This window comes from Bacteroidales bacterium (genome assembly GCA_035647615.1).
Taxonomy (GTDB): Bacteria; Bacteroidota; Bacteroidia; order Bacteroidales; family 4484-276; genus SABY01.
This window is the reverse complement of the sequence record DASRND010000009.1, coordinates 1-16,785: the sequence shown is the minus strand read 5'-3', so window position 1 is coordinate 16,785 and position 16,785 is coordinate 1. Positions and strand designations below refer to the sequence as shown.

Sequence of the window (16,785 nt, the reverse complement as noted above, 5' to 3'; positions counted from 1 at the left end):
TTCCCTTACCACTCACCGCTCATTTCTAATCTCTGCCATCTTTGCTTTCCAAAAAAATGCCTTGGGGAAGTTTCTTTCTGTGAGTTGCAGGGGCGGCTCTGTGAATATTGCAAATACCGCCGAGCCGCTGCCGGTCATGGCGGCGTAGTTGGCGCCGGCGTTGAGGAGGCGGGTTTTAATATTGGAAATTTCGGGGCATTGGCTGATGGCCATAGGTTCAAAATCGTTGTGGATGGTTTGCATCCACTGGCTGATGGGTTGGCGAATGGCTTCGTTGATTGGTAATGGTGGCGGGGCAGGCGTGATGGCTGCATAAGCCTGGCGGGTGCTGATGTGGCAGCCGGGCTTAACGATGAGGATGGTTTTGCCGATGAGATCGAAATCCGTTTCGGTGAGATGGTCGCCGCGTTCAGTGGCCAGTGCCGGATGGCTGCGGATAAAAAAGGGACAGTCCATGCCGAGGGTGGAGGCATATTGTTGCATGGAGCTGACGGTGAGGTCAAGTTGGAATTCCTTGTTGGCCAAGCGGATAAGGAAGGCAGCATCGGAGGAGCCACCACCGAGTCCGGCGCCGGAAGGGATGACTTTGTGCAGATGGATATGAACGGGCGGCAGGGTGTGGTGCTGCTGCAGCAGTCGCCAGGCGCGCATCACCAGGTTTTGATCGGGCGAGCCGCCGATGAATAAGCCGGAATGAGTGAAACGTGTGCCACCATTGGGCGACGGAATGAGCTCCAGCACATCGTGGAGTGGAACGGGTAGCAGCAACGATTGTATGTTGTGATAGCCGTCGGCGCGGCGTTCGGTGACGTAAAGCCCCAGATTAATTTTGGCGTGTGGGAAGACGATCATTCCTTTGAAATTTATTTGGACAAAAGTAATGGAATTGGCGAAAGCGCGGGGCGCGAGGTGCGAGGCGCATGGCGCGAAGAGCATGGCGCATAGAGCGTGGCCCCGACGTTAGGACGAGACTGAGCCTCGTTCTTTTTATTCTTAAAGGCTTTGCCTGTTTTTATCTATTGAAAATTGAAACCAAAGAAGCAGCTAAGCCTGCGGAAATAGATGCAGCTTAGGCAGGTTTCGACTACGCTCAACCACCGCCTAAGCTGAACGTCGGGGTTCGCAGCCCCGCAGGGGATGCAACCCCTGGCAATGAATATCGAACCTTAGAATATCGAATGTTGAAATGAAAGACACTGTCTGCCGACTGTTGGCTGAGAACTGTTTCATCCCTTCTATTGCCATGAGTTGCGGGCTTTTGAGGCAGGGATTGGAGCGGCATCCCTGCGCAGCGGCGGGTGATATTTTGCGCTGCGGTGGCGGCTGACGAAGGAAGCCCCCGCACGCCGCAGCAAAATACACCCGCTGCAAGCAGGATAGAGCGGAAAGCCTGCCCGGCCTCCCAAATCCAATCAAGAGTAATGACGATGTTTTTAAATAAGAAGAGGGTTTATTTGTAAATTTGCCACCTTTTCAAATAATATTATCCGACAAAAAATGCCCATCATCAATTCGTTTTTTTCATGGATCATCAAGAAGCGCATCCATCAGATAGAGCTTTTTATGAAGTATCCGCATGAGGTGCAGCTGGAGCTGTTTCGCAACCTGATGACTGCCGGCGCCGAGACGGAATGGGGCGAGAAGTATGGCTATGAGGATATTAAAAGCCCGGAGGAGTTCCGGGATCGGGTGCCGATAAGCGATTACAACAAGCTAAAACCCTACATAGAGCGACTGCGGAAGGGTGAGCAAAATCTGCTTTGGAATACCGAGGTGAAATGGTTTGCCAAGAGCTCGGGCACTACCAACGACAAGAGTAAATTTATTCCGGTGAGCAACGAGGCGCTGGAGGAGTGCCATTACAAGGCAGGCAAAGATATGCTGTCGATTTTTTATAACAATCATCCCGAATCGACGATTTTTAGTGGCAAAGGGTTGGCGATGGGTGGTAGCGGTAGCATCAGTGAGGTGAGCAATGCGTCGTATTATACGGGCGACCTTTCGGCGATACTGATGCAGAACCTGCCAATATGGGCACAGGTCAAGAAGACGCCGAGCCGTTCGATATCGCTGATGGATGAGTGGGAGAGCAAGATAGAAAAAATGGCGAATGTTACGCTGGAGCACGACGTGACGAGTATTTCGGGCGTGCCATCGTGGACGCTGGTGCTGATAAAGCGCATCCTGGAGCTGTCGGGCAAAGACAACCTGGCGGAGGTGTGGCCCAACCTGGAGGTGTTTTTTCATGGCGGCGTCAATTTCGATCCTTATCGGTCGCAGTTCAGACAACTGATCCGCTCCGACAAGATGAGCTACATGGAGACCTACAATGCCAGCGAAGGATTTTTTGGAATCCAGGATCGTACCGACCACCGCGACATGCTGCTGATGCTCGACTACGGCATCTATTACGAATTTATCCCTCTAGAAAATATAGAAGAAGAAAACCCCCGCACCGTGCTGCTGGATCAGGTAGAGCTGGGTAAGAATTACGCAATAGTGATAAGCACCAATGGCGGCTTGTGGCGCTATATGATTGGCGACACAGTGAAGTTTACCAGCATCAGCCCATACAGGATTCAGATTACAGGGCGTACGCGGAGCTTCATCAATGCATTTGGCGAGGAGCTGATAATAGAAAATGCCGAGAAGGCGCTCACGGCGGCCAGCGAGAAACATGGAGCCAGCATTTCAGAATTCACGGCAGCACCCATTTATTTTGATGGTGATAAAAAAGCAGCCCACCAATGGCTGATAGAGTTTGGCAAAGCGCCCGACGATCTGGAAGCTTTTGGACACGACTTCGACGAGGAGCTCAAAGCCCAGAATTCTGACTATGAGGCCAAACGATACAAAGATATGGTGCTACAGCCGCCGGTGATAAAATCGGTGCCCGAACAAACTTTTTACAACTGGCTGAAAAAACGCGAGAAACTCGGCGGACAGCACAAAGTGCCGCGCCTGTCGAACGACCGCGAATATGTGGATGAGATTCTGAAGATGATCGACTGACAGCCACAGCAGAGATAAAGTTATCGACAAAAAGGGCTTTTTCGGGTGGAGGCCAAATTTTGTTTTATACTTTAGCGGATTGATACAAAACAATAAATTCTGATCAACGATGCACATTGCCATAGCCGGAAATATTGGTTCAGGGAAAACCACCCTCACCGCACTGCTTGCCAAACATTTTCAGTGGGAGCCCCATTTTGAGTCAGTCGACAACAACCCCTACCTGCACAGCTTCTACGACGACATGATGCGCTGGTCGTTCAACCTGCAGATCTATTTTTTGAATAACCGTTTCCGGCAGATTATCAAAATCCGCGAAAGCGGTGAGAAAGTTATTCAGGATCGCACCATTTACGAAGACGCCCACATCTTTGCGCCCAACCTGCACGAGATGAACCTGATGTCCACACGCGACTTCGACAATTACAGGTCATTGTTCGATTTGATGGCGAGTTTTATTCAGCCTCCCGATCTGCTGATTTATCTGCGTGCCACCGTGCCCACGCTGGTGCGCCAGATTCAGAAACGTGGCCGCGACTACGAAGAGTCGATCCGGCTCGATTATCTGAAAAGCCTCAACGAACGATACGAGCAATGGATAGATAGCTACACCGCCGGCAAAAAGCTGATCGTAAATGTGGACAACATCAACTTTGCCGAGAAGCCCGAAGACCTGGGCGTAATCATCGACAAAATCAACGCGGAGCTGCACGGGCTGTTTTAGTTTCGACGGCTTCGACAGGCTGGCTTCGGCAGGCTCAGCCACCAGGCCTCGACACGTTGGCTGAGCTTGTCGAAGCCAGCTCAACCACCCTCACTCCGATGCGAATAGCCATTCCATTTATTATCCGGCTTTTATCTCCCTACCATTAGTTTTTGTACGTGTCGGGTATGGTTTTTTTGATCTTCGATTTGCAAAATATACAAACCGGCATCCAGTTGGCTGATGTCGATTTTCACATCATTTCGCCCCGCCGTGAGCGGCGTTTCGTGGCGCTGGCATACCCGACCCATCTGATCCAGGATTAAAACTGAAATCTCGGTTGTTGCGGGATTATTAATGCCAATGTTTACAAAGCCGTTTGCCGGATTAGGATAGAGACGGAATGTGGCAGATGCAGCCGGGCTTTCTACTGAGCTGCCTCCCTGCGTGGTGATGGTAGTTTTGGGATCGCCCACCAGAAGGTTCATCCACGAAAGTGTTTTAGTGGCCATATAATAGCTCTCGGCCAGATTGTATGGATGCTCCTGTTGCAGCGTGTAGCGATCGAAGAAAACCGCGTAGTTCGTTATCAGGCTTGCAAAAGTTGCGTGGACATAGGTAGCACCTCCGGTACATCCTTCGCCGATCATCGTTGATAATTGCAGAGCATCACTATAATTGAGGCTGTCATAAAAAGTAAAATCCGGCACAGGAACGATCAATTCGGCAAACGATCCTTTTTCCCAGGAAAAGTTAAGCGGCTCCTGCACAAGTTTGTGGATAAATCCTATGTAGCTAATCACATGGTTCAGCTCCGATGGCACCAAAGAATCGCTATGCAAAAAGGCATTCCAACCCCGATTGGTAAGCGTGTCGATGGCTGGTTGCATCATGTTAATAAAAAGAGAGGCTGTTATGCTGTCGCGGGGATAACTGATGTCGAAAACAAGCTGACCCAATTCTTTGTTCACGTACGACCCGGGTCCACTGCGATCGATCAGCGCATACACATCAGCAAGCGTATTGCCGTCGAGCCGCGAAACCAGCAACAAGTCTGTATCAGAATCTTCGATGTGTGCAGTGCTTTTATACCAGGGATTTTGAACGTGCCCTTGTTGTATAATGCGTGTGCTGTCTGCGCTGAAAAGCAACGTTAACTCCGATTCAACGGTAGAGCAATATTTCCATGATTGTGGGGGGAGAATACTGCAACTATCCACCGCAATATCAAAAGGAACGCCCTTGGTGGTGACGAGATAATGCAATTGATCCTGAAGCTGATTTTGCAGGATGTAATTCTTGATCTGATACTGGATGTTGCGAAATTCGGTGGTATCGATTTCTTCATCGGTGATGGTTTGGATGTGAATCATGTTTTGCGGCGGTATGTTGCGCGCCTGCATAAAATATTGCCCGATGGCAAGCGATGCCGGGCTGTTGTCGTTCACGATCACCCCTACATCGTCGTAGGTAGTGGTTTGTGCGAAAGCAAAAATTGCAAACAGCACAAATGTTAAAGTAATGAGAATTTGACGTTTCATGTTTTACAAAGTTTTTTGGTTATTAAAAATGGTATTGATTGTTCTTGACTTTGATAATATTTATTGTGTGTAGCTCATCTCCAGGATCTCAATAACCCTGCCCTTCAGGGCGGGGTCAGATAGCCCTGTAAGAAACCTGCGGGCTTTAGCCCGTAATTCTTTTGCATCAGTATCTTTCCATGAACTCATTATTATATTCATTTTATTTGGGCTAAAGCCCACTGAAACTTTTTTGCCTTTTACCCCCGGGCTAAAGCCCGGGGTTAGTTATCAACTGACTATAAAATATTATATCAGAGCTTGGTTGTTTTAAAAAGTCCACCTTAATCCTAATTTCACTCCTGCCTCGAATGGATTTTTGGTGCTGTGGTCGCTGTTGTTGCGGATTCCTTCGGGATACCACCACAGCGAAGGCTCGGCATGCACAGCAAGCGATCGTCCTACTCTGTATCCGACGCCCAGTGCCAGGTGATATTTCCATTTCACATTGTACTTCTCCATCAGGTTGTTTTGGGTTTCGAGGTATTTGATGTCGTCGGGACTACCGGGTTTGCCGGGCACCACTTTTCCTGTTACGATCATCATGTCCAGACCGGTTTTCAAATCGAAATAAAAGTTGCCATTGTCGCGCAGGCGGTATCCCAACGTTAGCGGCACATTGATGGCCGAGAGTTTTATCCGGTCGCTGTTCTCTTCTTCTACATACAGCGAATCATACACATCCACCAGCTCGATCTGATAAACCCGCCGCACGAGGCTGTCGCCCTGTTCGCTGATGTAATTCTCAAGCTCGTAATGTTCGGTGTTGATGAGTGTACCCACAAATTCAAAATGATAATAATCCCAGGCAATCTTGTCGTCAAAAGCCAACTCGCGGTAGCTCACACCCGATTCCAGAATAAAATTGTCGATGTGCATAGCCACCGAAATTCCGACGGCAGTGCTGTAGTTCCGGTCATCGTTGACGGTTGAGATATTTTGAATAAGCGTAGGCTGCACATAAATACCTGCTTCGAAAAGTAGCTTGCTGTGAGGATTGTTAAAACCGAATCCGTTTTGTTTTCGGATTTTTGGGCTTTTGATATTGCTGTATTTTGCCGGCAGGCCGGTCTGCTTTGCAGGCAAAACGGACAAAGCTATTTGGTCTGTTTTTTCTTTCGGGTTATCAAAAGTGGTGTTTTGCAGAGTTGGATTTGATAGCTGGCTGGTGCCTGATTGGAGATTTTCGGTTTCCGGGGGCAGGGCGGGTTTTATCGCGCTAAGCGGTTTTTCTTGTTGAAGCTCCGCCAGCTTATTGTTTTCACTTTCGTTAATGATCTGAGAATTTAAAGATTCCTCCTGCGCTCGCAGGCCATCCGACAGCTCCGGTGCAGATTGCTGCGACTCCTTATTTTCAATAGCCAATTCTAACGCTGATGGTTTTGTTAAATTGATTTCTTGATGGTCGCGGCGAAGGTCAAGGTTGAAGTACCAGCCCGGCAGCAGCAAAAGAATTACCGCCAAAGCTCGTAAATAATTGCGGTACGTCGCATACCAGGAGTGCGGCAGGCTTTGGCTGATTTTTGTCCACAGACCCGCATTGGGTCGGTGCACCGGAAGTTTACCATGCAAGCCCCCGGCAGCACCTCCGGGCAAAGCACCTTCGATGCCTGCCCACACATCCCTGTCGGGTTTGTGCTGCGGCAAGCGGTCGGAAAGCTTACGGTTAAGTGGTGCTGCCTGTTTCATACGGCGTTGATTTTTTCAATTTTGATGCGTAATAATTTTTTTGCTCTCGAGAGCTGCGATTTCGATCCGCCCTCCGAAATTCCCAACAATTCGCCCGTCTCGCGGTGGCTGTATCCTTCCACTTCTATCAGTAAAAATACCGTGCGGTAGCCTTCGGGCAGCGAAAGAATAATTTGTTCGAGATATTCCCCGGAGAGGTCTTCCGGAAATTCAACCGGAACGTTGTAGCCATTTTCATCCAACCGATCAGTTAGTTTCGTCTGTCGAATTTTTGCCAGTGCTTTGCGCACCACAATGGTTTTTATCCAGGCTCCGATAGTGGAATCGCCTCTGAAACTTTTGATATGTTTAAACACTTCAATGAACGCTTCCTGCAGAACATCGTGCGCATCGTCGCGGTGGTTCAAAATCCGGTAGGTAGTTGTATACATAGCATCGCAATACAATTCGTAAAGAGCTTTTTGTGCTTTGCGGTTGTTCTGTCTGCACCCCTCTATTATCTTTTCTGACTTCGTTTTCTGATCCACCAACATTGATTTTTAATAAGGAGGCCTTTTGATCGCAAAAGGTTGCACCTGGTGTGTAGGAAAATATTACGGCAGCAATAGAAAACTGAAGATACGCTGGCACTAAAACACGGCGCAGCGCATCCTGTGAGAATACTAAAATGCGGAATGGAGGCGAAGTGATTTTGAGTTTTGTTGTAACTTTTTGAGTGTTTTTTATCGGTCATTTCATCGTAAAATATTTTTTCTGAAATTAAAACACAATTCCCATTTGAGAGGAATTGATTTATCCCTATTCATTTTTAATCCAAATTATATGATAAATCAAACAAAATCATAAATACAACTATTTTTGGGCTTGAAAATGAATGTTGAAAAACTAAATATTGATCAGCTCGATGCGCGTCCACCGAAGTCCGCAAAAGGAAGAAACTTCCTTTTGCACCTTCATCCCTATCAAATGCCGGAAGCAAATCTTCGGTTTACACATACGTGCGGTCTGGGCGGTATGGCTACCACGCTGATTTTGTTACAGCTTTTTACCGGAATCCTGCTGCGCTTTCATTATGAGGCAAGCCCGCAAGCTGCCTACGATTCAATCCAGCGCATTCAGGAAGGGCTTCTGTTTGGAAAGTTTGTAAGGAACATCCACCACTGGAGCGGAATGTTTTTAATCGTCATCACCTTCCTGCATTTGGTCAGGGTTTTTCTGTCGGGTGCCTTCACCGCGCCACGCCACTGGAACTGGGTAATTGGTGTCGCTTTGCTTTTGAGCGTTGTGTTTATCAACTTTACAGGATATTTGTTGCCCTGGGATCAGCTCTCCTATTGGGCCATCACGATAAGCACAAATATGTTGGATTATGTGCCCTGGGCAGGTCAGTGGATTAAGGAACTTATCAGAGGTGGCGCTGAAGTAGGAGCCGCAACACTGCTCAATTTCTACACCTTTCACACAGGAGTTTTTCCGGCGCTTCTTGTTGTTTTAATGCTCATACATTTTTGGAAAGTAAGGAAAGCTGGGGGTGTAATCCTGCCGCGAAATATCTCTTCTTCTGAGGTCGTGCGCGTCGAAACCAACCCGCATCTCATCAAGCGCGAAGCGGTGGTTGCCCTGGCTTTATTGGCATTTGTGTTTTTATTCAGCACACTCATCGACGCCCCTTTGCAGGAAAAGGCCAATCCGGCCTTCAGCCCCAATCCGGCAAAGGCTCCCTGGTATTTTCAGGGCATTCAGGAATTGATCCTGCATTTTCACCCATTCTTTGCCGTAGTCATTATTCCTTCCATACTGTTGGCGGGTCTTGTAGCCATTCCATTTTTGAAATATTCAGGCAGCGAGGGTAAGGTGGATTTTACAAGGGAATCCTACAACAGAATTATCCTTTGGTCGGCAATAACAGCCATTGTGATAACGCCGGCTTTGATCGTGCTGGATGAATACGTTTTGCATCTGGAAGGATTATTTACCAGTGTTCCTCCCATTATCAGCGTGGGTTTGGCACCCTTTTTATTTTTAGTGGGGATGACCTGGTTATTTATGTTTTTTATTAAAAAGAAATTCAGCAATAAGAAAATAGATTTGGTTTTAGCACTCTTTGTTTTGTTTACCGTGGCCTATTTGATGCTGATGTTTTTCGGGACATTTTTAAGGGGAGCGGGGATGCATTTGGCGTTTTGAGATGCGGGTTGCGGGATGCGGGTTGCAGGTTGCGGGATGCGAGTTGCGGGTTTGAGAAAATAATTGAAGTTTATGAATTCATATAAAGATCTTGAAATTTACACACTTTCGTATGATTTGGCTTTGCAAGTTCATAAAATGACAATGGAGTTGCCAAAGCACGAAATGTACGAGCAGGGGAGCCAAGTGAGAAGGTCATCAAAAGGAATAAAAGATACGATTGCTGAAGGCTTTGGCCGAAGAAGATATAAAGCGGAGTTTGTCAGGTATTTGGTCTTTGCCCATGCTTCATGCGATGAGGCAATATCACAAATTGAAATGATAAGCGATCTTTATTATCAAGACAAGCCGCTAACAAAACTTTTGGAAGACTATGATAAACTTGGTAGGATGATTAACAAATTTATCCAATATGTCGAGAACAACTGGAAATAGGATTAATTTAAGTGACGGAGTTTCGGAGCCAACAACCCGAACCCCGCAACGCGAAACGCGAAACCCGGAACCCGGAACCCGTTCTCGTCGGGCCTTTGTGAAAAACCTCTGGCCGGCGCTGGGCGCTATCGTTAGTCTTGAATTTTTGTGGATGACTTTTTCGTTTTTATCGCCAACTAAAAAAGCCGATGTAAAAAACATCTCCCAACTAAGAACGGTGGGCGATTTAAAGAACATTCCAAATAATTCTGTTACACCTGTGAGAAGCGGGCAGTTTTATCTGGTTCGGCTCAACGATGGAGGGCTGCTTGCTTTGTCGCTAAAGTGCTCTCACCTGGGCTGTTCGGTTTCGTGGGACGAAAGCAAAAACAGGTTCATTTGCCCTTGTCATGCATCCGAATTTGCCATGAACGGAAACGTCATCAATCCGCCCGCACCCAGGGCGCTGGATTATTTCCCGATAATCATCGATCAGGGCGTAGTGAAAGTGGATACCAGCAAGCCGATGAAAAGAAAGGAATTTGAAAAATCGCAGGAAACTTACGCTTAGAGAGAATGGTGTGATGGAAATTAGTTATTTATAGATTTAAAAATGCAAAACAACACCTGGAAATTCATCGGCCTTTTGGCAGCAGTGGTCATCATCCTGATCTTTCCGGCGCAATGGATCAAGTTCCATTATTTTTCGGGTAACGATAAGATTGTATCATCGCGGCCCTACTTTGTGGGTGGCGAAAATTGCATGGAGTGCCACAAGATTGAATACGACCTCTGGGTAAATTCGCACCACGATTTAGCAATGAAAGTGGCGAATGATTCAACGGTTCTGGGCGACTTCGATGATGCCCTGTTTGTTTCGGGAACTGATAGCAGCAGGTTTTTCAAAAAGGACGGGAAGTTCTTTGTGCATACCCGTGGGCCGGGTGGCCTTTTCGGCGATTTCCAGGTAGATTATACTTTTGGCTGGTGGCCTTTACAGCAATACCTCATCCCTTTCGAAAACGGGAAATACCAAACCCTGAATCTTACCTGGGACTCGGATAAAAATGAATGGTACAACATGACCGAGGCCGTGTATGCCGGTGAAGAAATACTGCCCGACGACTGGCTTTACTGGACCAACCAGGGACAGAACTGGAACGGCATGTGCGCCGAATGCCACTCGACACACTTGCAGAAGAATTTTGATCCCGAAGCACTTACTTTCAATACCACCTGGTCGGATATTAATGTGCATTGCGAAGCCTGCCACGGCCCCGGCTATGCCCATCTCGACTGGGCGGCACTGCCCGAAATGTCGCGGCCGGAAGATGTCAATACCGGATTGGTGGTTTCGACACGTGATCTTCCAACCAAAGAATATGTCGATCTGTGTGCCCGCTGCCATGTGCGCCGCTCAGCTTTAAGCGATTTCGATCACTTCGGCAGCCATTTGCTCGATCATTATATTCCGCAATTGGTGAACGAACCCATGTATTATTCCGACGGACAAATCCTGGAGGAAGACTATGTGTATGGATCATTTGTCCAGAGCAAAATGTTTACCAACGACATAAAGTGCAACGACTGCCACGATGCCCACAGCCTTGCCCTGGTAAAAACCAGAAACGGCCTTTGCCTGCAATGCCACCGTGCTGAATCTTATGATACTTACCAGCATCATTTTCATAAAATTAAAGATAACCCTGAGTTACAGCAGGGCAACCATCGGAAAATGGTTTACAAAGAGGGCGAGGGCGCTTTGTGTATCAATTGCCATTTGGATGGCGGATATTATATGGGCGTGGATTACCGCCGCGACCACAGCTTCCGCATTCCCCGTCCCGACCTGACCATTAGCCTGGGAGTGCCCAATGCCTGCAACAGTTGCCACGCTGATGAAACTGCCGCATGGTCGGAAAAATACATCACCGAATGGTATGGCAAAAGCAGGAAAGCCCATTACGGCGAAACCTTTGCTGCTGCCGAAGATGGCGACAATTCTGCTATTACAAGACTCATCGAAATATCAACAGCATCTGACGACCAATACCCGCCAATAGTGCGGGCAACGGCAGCATCACTGCTGGCTAACTTTGCTGATGAGCGCTGTTTCAAAACCATCAGGTTTTTACGCAACGATCCTGATCCATTGATCAGGACTTATGTCATCAGGGCATACCAACCTGCTTCTTACGATGAATTAAAGGAAACCATGGTGCCACTTCTTAACGACCCAATTAAGGCTGTGAGGGTTGAAGCCGCCAGCCAACTTAGCATTTTGCCTAAGGAACAAGTTGATTCTACTTTTATAAAAGGATTTAATGAAGGATTAAAGGAATATGAAGCCGCCATGCGCTATACTGCCGATTTTGCCACGAGCCGGCATAATCTTGGTAATTTCTATTCCAATACAGGGCACATCGATAAAGCCGAGAAGAATTACCTCGCAGCCATTGCTATCGACAAAGTTTTTTATCCTGCCAAAGTAAACCTGGCCATGATTTATAACCGGCAAGGCAAAAACGAAGCGGCCGAAAAACTTTTCAGGGAGGCAATTGCTATCAACCCCGCAGACGGCAGCCTCTACTATTCCTTAGGATTGCTTTTGGCTGAAATGCAAAAATATAAAGATGCCACAATAATTTTGGAGCAGGCCGGAGAGCTTATGCCCGAAAGGTCGCGTATTTTTTATAACCTGGGATTAATCTATCAATATCTTGGTGATGATGATAAAAACGAAAGCCGCTTATTAAAAGCTACTGAACTGGAACCCAACAACCAGGATTATATCTACGCACTTGCAGAGTTTTATGCCAGGACGGGAAGGCCGAAAAAGTGAAAGCGCCCGGGTTTTACACCGATAAAAAAAGGGGAGCGTAATCTAATCGCTCCCCTCCTTGTTGAAAACAGTTATTCTTTTCGGATTAAGAAGGTTTTGTAATCGGTATCTTTCGAAATAATTTTAACCAAATACAGCCCAATTTCAAACTTTGAAAAATCGACGGAAACTCTATTTTCGGTGCCATCAACTTGCAGCGTATGCTCTCTGCCCAGCATATCAATTATTTTAACGGAGGTCACTTCCTCTAAATTTTCTAAGAACAAAGTGCCGCTTACAGGATTTGGATAAGCCTTAACTATTTCCCGAAAGGGGGAATTTATATTTACACCACCACATCCATCGCCTATCGAATCGATTTTAAATTCATAACCAAAATTTGCTTCGTCCTGGCTAAAACCACCTACCCATTCTCCATTGTAATAAACGTTGAGATAACCGGCAGGGTTCCCATCGCTGATGCCGTCACCATAGGCGTCGTAGATTGTAAATGTGTAACAAGCTGTGGACATAACACAAATATTACTGGTGTGTAAAGTAGCTCTCTGAAGCTCTTCATTTGTTGCAATTATCGTATTGTTTTCATCAACAATACTCCATGAAGTTTCGGACTGATAGTAATCGGTGAATAGCTCGATTGTTATTTCTGCATCTGTGGATTTAACATGGGTAGTGCGTAAATTATTACCAGGATCCTGATCATCCTCAACGATTACCTCCACATCAATGGTGTAGTCTCCAAATACTGACAAATCGGCTTTTTCAATAAAAGTATAATCCAATGTTTCTCCAACTTTGATTTCTTCATTTACGGTTTCGGTAACAAGAATAGAACTGTTTATAACATATTGCACATCAAAAGTACTAACGTCCAATGTCCCTGTGTTTTCGAGTGTTATTTTGATTTCTTCATTTGCAGTTAGGGTACAGCCATATTGATTGTCTGGGGCAAGAATGGCGATCATTGCCAAATCATTTCCATCGTCAACCGAAATGCAACTGATATCATCCATAGCAAACTGATAAGTTCCTCTTTTTACAAAGGCAACTTTAATCTCTTTCCCTTCCCAGGCGGTTAAATCAAAAGCGTATTCTTCGGTATAATGCAAAACCACACTCTCTTCATACAATATCAATTCACCAATTTCCCACGTATCTTCCGCTACATCATAGACCATAATGTACAGCCAGGTCCAATAGGAGGGAGTTGATGAATTATACCACATCCAGTAATTAACATTTGTAGTAGCATTAGTGGGCACCGAAAATTGTGGCGACATCAACCAGTCATATTTGTCTTCCAGGTTAAATGTTCCTCCAATCCAGGCAGCAGAATTCCCTGAATGTACATAGTTAGGTTGCATCGACAGACCCCACATTTCCAATGGATCCATACCGCCAGGGTAATCATACGGCGTTTCGTTAATGCTTGTGGTCATTCCGGTAGTCCAGCCGGCATCAAAACCAGGGCCTTCAAATCCTGAGGAAAAAATTGTGTTCTGTGAAAAACTAAATAAGCAAACAAAAAGGCTTAATGCTAATGTAATGGTTCGTTTCATGTTATTTTATCTTTTTTGTATTAAGAAGGAATCGTATTCGGTATCTTTCGAATTTATTTTAACCAAATATAGCCCGTTTTCAAACTTTGAAAAATCGACGGAAACTCTATTTCCAGTGATTTCAGCTTGCAGCGTATGTTCCCTGCCAAGCATATCAATTATTTTAACGGAGGTCACTTCCTCTAAGTTTTCTAAGAACAAAGTGCCGCTTACAGGATTTGGATAGGCCTTTACTATTTCGCGAAAGGGAGAATTTATATTTACACCGCTACAACCATTGCCTATTGAATCGATTTTAAATTCAACACCGAAATTTGATTCGTCCTGACTAAAACCACCTACCAATTCTCCATTGTAATAAACGTTGAGATATCCGGGAGTGGGGCCAAAGCTAATGCCATCGCCGTAACCGTCGTAAATTGTAAATGTGTAACAACCTGTGGACATAACGCAAACATGATCCGTATGTAAACTTGTTTTTTGGAGCGCTCCATTTGTTGCAATTATCGTATTGTTTTCATCTACAATTTCCCATGAAGTTTCATTTTCATAAAAATCGGTAAGCAGCACAACTGTTATTTCTGCATCTTTGGATTTAACATGGGTAGTGCGTAAATTATTACCAGGATCTTGATCATCCTCAACGATCACTTCAACATCAATCGTGTAGTCTCCAAATACTGACAAATCGGCTTTTTCGATAAAAGTATACTCCAATGTTTCTCCAGCTTTAATTTCTTCATTTACAGTTTCAGTAACAAGAATAGCACTGTTTATAATGTAGGTTAGGTCAAAAGTACTAACGTCCAATGTCCCGGTATTTTCAATTCTTATTTTGATTTCTTCATTTGCAGATAGGGTACAGCCATATTGATTGTCAGGGGAAAGAATGGCACCGACTCCCAAATCATTCCCATCGTCGATGAAAGTAAAACTAATATCATCCATAGCAAATTGGTAGGTTCCTCTTTTTGCAAAGGCAACTTTAACGTCTTTTCCTATCCACGGGGTTAAATCAAAAGCATATTCTTCGATATAATGAAAAGGTGCATTCATTTCATGCAATATCAATTCACCCATCTCCCACGTATCTTCCGCTACATCATAAACCATAATATACAACCAGGTCCAATTTGATGGGGTTGATGAATGATACCACATCCAGTAATTAACGCTTGTTCTGGCATTGGTTGGCACTAAAAATTGTGGCGACATCAACCAGTCATATTTGTTTTCGAGGTTGAGTGTTGCCCCAATGTAAGCAGCAGAATACCCAGCGTGTACATATAGCGGTTCCTGTGTTAAATCCCACATGTCCCATGGGTCTAATCCTGCCGGGTAATCATACGGAGCTTGATTTATGTTTGTTGTCATTCCGGTAGTCCAGCCCGCATCAAAGCCAGGGCCTTCAAATCCTGTCGAAAAAATTGTGTTCTGTGCAAAACTGAATAAGCAAACAAAAAGGCTTAGTGCTAATGTAATGGTTCGTTTCATGCATTTTATTTTTTTGATTAAACAATGAAGCAAAAGTAATACTATCATTTTCAGTAATGACCACACATCTTAAAATATTTTAAGAACCAATGGAAAGTCTTGCTACTTCCAGATGAACGCTTAACCGGCTGTGAGTCATGATTTGTTGTTATCGGCTGGCATTTGTAATTGTTTGTTTTTTATCTGTTCAATAAATCTTTCATTCATTAATTCAAATAATTCGTTATCGTATTCAGCCGAATGCTTTTTTACAACTCTTTTAAATTCATCAAAATGAAAATCAGACTTTCGATTTTTAATAACCTCGTAAATTTTTGAATATTTAATTTCTGTATACATTTTCCTTTTATCGAAAACATCATAATCTTCATTATTATAGTCTGGTCTCAGTAGATAAAAATGTAATGTTCGATTTGAGGGCAAGGAGATATTACTTTTTTGGTCAGTAAAATGTTCTTCAGCTTTTTCTACATATTTTTCTAACTGAGAATAATCGCTGTTTCTTTGACAACTTATCCTTGATTTTATTTTGTTCTCAATTACTATTGCACAATCTCCAACTTCTATGAATAAATCAATATTACCGATTGATTCTCTAGTAATTTTGGGAGTGCTGTTAATTATATTTTCATCTCCTATTTCTAAGACATTCTCAACAAAATCAGACCAAAAGCTTTTGTCGTTTTCAAGGAAATGTGCTAATAAATTTGAATTAACTAATTCATCATTTTCTTTTCTAATTATTGATAGAAAACTTTCAGTGTTTTTATTATTTTCTGAAAGGTTTACTTTGCCCACAGTATTTTTTTCCCAAAACTCAGCGTTTTGAATAATATCCTCCTCTATTGTTTTATAATTTTCGTTGTTAGGATCTATGTATAGTTTTTGAGACTGATTGTTTATAGCTCTAATGTTTTTTAAAACAAATGAACTATTAGATGAATAATATTGATTATCATTGATAGTTAGATAAATATCAGTTTTAGCTTTATAAATTCCTTCCGCCTCAAATGTTACAAAATGATTAGACCAAGAACCTAATTCATAGATTTTGATATTACCGTAGGTAACCTTGTTATCATCTATATATTTTCTTTGGGAATCATCTATTCCTGAACCTACTTTTCTGATTACATTAAGGCTTATTTGTTGCTTAATTTCTGCTTTCCCTATTACTTTTACAACTCTATTCCCAACAGATCTAATAAACAATATTTGCTTAATTCGATTATCCCATTTATTATTGATATTGCCATAAGGATTTACATAAATGTAGTATTTATCATTGTCTGATTGGTACATATT

The 16,785-nt window shown here is 44.4% G+C and carries 13 protein-coding genes; 6 read left to right on the top strand and 7 right to left on the bottom strand.

Translation table 11 applies throughout. From position 1 onward, the window contains the following. Positions 1–12 precede the first annotated feature (12 nt). Positions 13–852: a 4-(cytidine 5'-diphospho)-2-C-methyl-D-erythritol kinase gene (gene ispE / locus VFC92_04170; protein HZK07374.1), complete on the bottom strand. Its 840-nt coding sequence runs from the start codon at positions 850–852 to the stop codon at positions 13–15. A 645-nt stretch (positions 853–1,497) separates the two neighbouring features. On the opposite strand from ispE, the gene VFC92_04165 reads away from it, so the two are divergent. Both VFC92_04165 and VFC92_04160 read left to right on the top strand, forming a co-directional pair. Then, positions 1,498–3,012, top strand: coding sequence for a GH3 auxin-responsive promoter family protein (locus tag VFC92_04165; GenBank protein HZK07373.1), 1,515 nt, complete (start codon positions 1,498–1,500; stop codon positions 3,010–3,012). Positions 3,013–3,121: 109 nt separating this feature from the next. Then, on the top strand, positions 3,122–3,736 hold the full coding sequence (locus VFC92_04160; protein HZK07372.1) for a deoxynucleoside kinase: 615 nt from the start codon (positions 3,122–3,124) through the stop codon (positions 3,734–3,736). Between the two features lie 131 nt (positions 3,737–3,867). On the opposite strand, the gene VFC92_04155 is transcribed toward VFC92_04160, so the two are convergent. The 3 genes from VFC92_04155 to VFC92_04145 all read right to left on the bottom strand — a co-directional run bounded on the left by VFC92_04155 (position 3,868) and on the right by VFC92_04145 (position 7,511). Further along, positions 3,868–5,256 carry a TIGR03790 family protein gene (locus VFC92_04155; GenBank protein ID HZK07371.1) on the bottom strand — a complete coding sequence of 463 codons (1,389 nt, stop codon included), beginning with the start codon at positions 5,254–5,256 and terminating at the stop codon, positions 3,868–3,870. 309 nt (positions 5,257–5,565) lie between these two features. After that, positions 5,566–6,984, bottom strand: a complete 1,419-nt coding sequence (locus VFC92_04150; protein ID HZK07370.1) for a hypothetical protein — start codon at positions 6,982–6,984, stop codon at positions 5,566–5,568. After that, on the bottom strand, positions 6,981–7,511 hold the full coding sequence (locus tag VFC92_04145) for a sigma-70 family RNA polymerase sigma factor (protein HZK07369.1): 531 nt from the start codon (positions 7,509–7,511) through the stop codon (positions 6,981–6,983). Before VFC92_04145 ends, VFC92_04150 begins: the two co-directional genes overlap by 4 nt. Before the next feature lie 343 nt (positions 7,512–7,854). Between VFC92_04145 and VFC92_04140 the strand changes: the two genes are divergently transcribed. The 4 genes from VFC92_04140 (at position 7,855) to VFC92_04125 (ending at position 12,427) form a co-directional block, all read left to right on the top strand. Further along, positions 7,855–9,171 (top strand): cytochrome b N-terminal domain-containing protein, encoded by a 1,317-nt coding sequence (locus tag VFC92_04140; GenBank protein ID HZK07368.1) that lies wholly within the window; start codon positions 7,855–7,857, stop codon positions 9,169–9,171. Between the two features lie 72 nt (positions 9,172–9,243). Further along, positions 9,244–9,606 (top strand): four helix bundle protein, encoded by a 363-nt coding sequence (locus VFC92_04135; protein HZK07367.1) that lies wholly within the window; start codon positions 9,244–9,246, stop codon positions 9,604–9,606. Beyond that, on the top strand, positions 9,584–10,156 hold the full coding sequence (locus VFC92_04130; protein ID HZK07366.1) for a Rieske (2Fe-2S) protein: 573 nt from the start codon (positions 9,584–9,586) through the stop codon (positions 10,154–10,156). The genes VFC92_04135 and VFC92_04130 overlap by 23 nt, the downstream gene beginning before the upstream one ends. A 42-nt stretch (positions 10,157–10,198) precedes the next feature. Beyond that, positions 10,199–12,427: a tetratricopeptide repeat protein gene (locus VFC92_04125; GenBank protein HZK07365.1), complete on the top strand. Its 2,229-nt coding sequence runs from the start codon at positions 10,199–10,201 to the stop codon at positions 12,425–12,427. A gap of 71 nt (positions 12,428–12,498) precedes the next feature. On the opposite strand, the gene VFC92_04120 is transcribed toward VFC92_04125, so the two are convergent. From VFC92_04120 to VFC92_04110, 3 genes are all read right to left on the bottom strand, one after another. Next, positions 12,499–13,986: a T9SS type A sorting domain-containing protein gene (locus VFC92_04120; GenBank protein ID HZK07364.1), complete on the bottom strand. Its 1,488-nt coding sequence runs from the start codon at positions 13,984–13,986 to the stop codon at positions 12,499–12,501. A gap of 6 nt (positions 13,987–13,992) precedes the next feature. Further along, complete coding sequence (locus VFC92_04115) at positions 13,993–15,480, bottom strand: T9SS type A sorting domain-containing protein (protein HZK07363.1); 1,488 nt, start codon at positions 15,478–15,480, stop codon at positions 13,993–13,995. Between the two features lie 135 nt (positions 15,481–15,615). Then, positions 15,616–16,785, bottom strand: a 1,170-nt coding sequence (locus tag VFC92_04110) for a hypothetical protein (GenBank protein HZK07362.1), incomplete at its 5' end; no start/stop codon positions are given.

Excerpts from the sequence above, each read along its gene's own strand:
- ispE (HZK07374.1), bottom strand. The coding sequence starts at position 852 with ATGATCGTCTTCCCACACGCCAAAATTAATCTGGGGCTTTACGTCACC.
- VFC92_04165 (HZK07373.1), top strand. The coding sequence starts at position 1,498 with ATGCCCATCATCAATTCGTTTTTTTCATGGATCATCAAGAAGCGCATC.
- VFC92_04160 (HZK07372.1), top strand. The coding sequence starts at position 3,122 with ATGCACATTGCCATAGCCGGAAATATTGGTTCAGGGAAAACCACCCTC.
- VFC92_04155 (HZK07371.1), bottom strand. The coding sequence starts at position 5,256 with ATGAAACGTCAAATTCTCATTACTTTAACATTTGTGCTGTTTGCAATT.
- VFC92_04150 (HZK07370.1), bottom strand. The coding sequence starts at position 6,984 with ATGAAACAGGCAGCACCACTTAACCGTAAGCTTTCCGACCGCTTGCCG.
- VFC92_04140 (HZK07368.1), top strand. The coding sequence starts at position 7,855 with ATGAATGTTGAAAAACTAAATATTGATCAGCTCGATGCGCGTCCACCG.
- VFC92_04135 (HZK07367.1), top strand. The coding sequence starts at position 9,244 with ATGAATTCATATAAAGATCTTGAAATTTACACACTTTCGTATGATTTG.
- VFC92_04130 (HZK07366.1), top strand. The coding sequence starts at position 9,584 with ATGTCGAGAACAACTGGAAATAGGATTAATTTAAGTGACGGAGTTTCG.
- VFC92_04125 (HZK07365.1), top strand. The coding sequence starts at position 10,199 with ATGCAAAACAACACCTGGAAATTCATCGGCCTTTTGGCAGCAGTGGTC.
- VFC92_04120 (HZK07364.1), bottom strand. The coding sequence starts at position 13,986 with ATGAAACGAACCATTACATTAGCATTAAGCCTTTTTGTTTGCTTATTT.
- VFC92_04115 (HZK07363.1), bottom strand. The coding sequence starts at position 15,480 with ATGAAACGAACCATTACATTAGCACTAAGCCTTTTTGTTTGCTTATTC.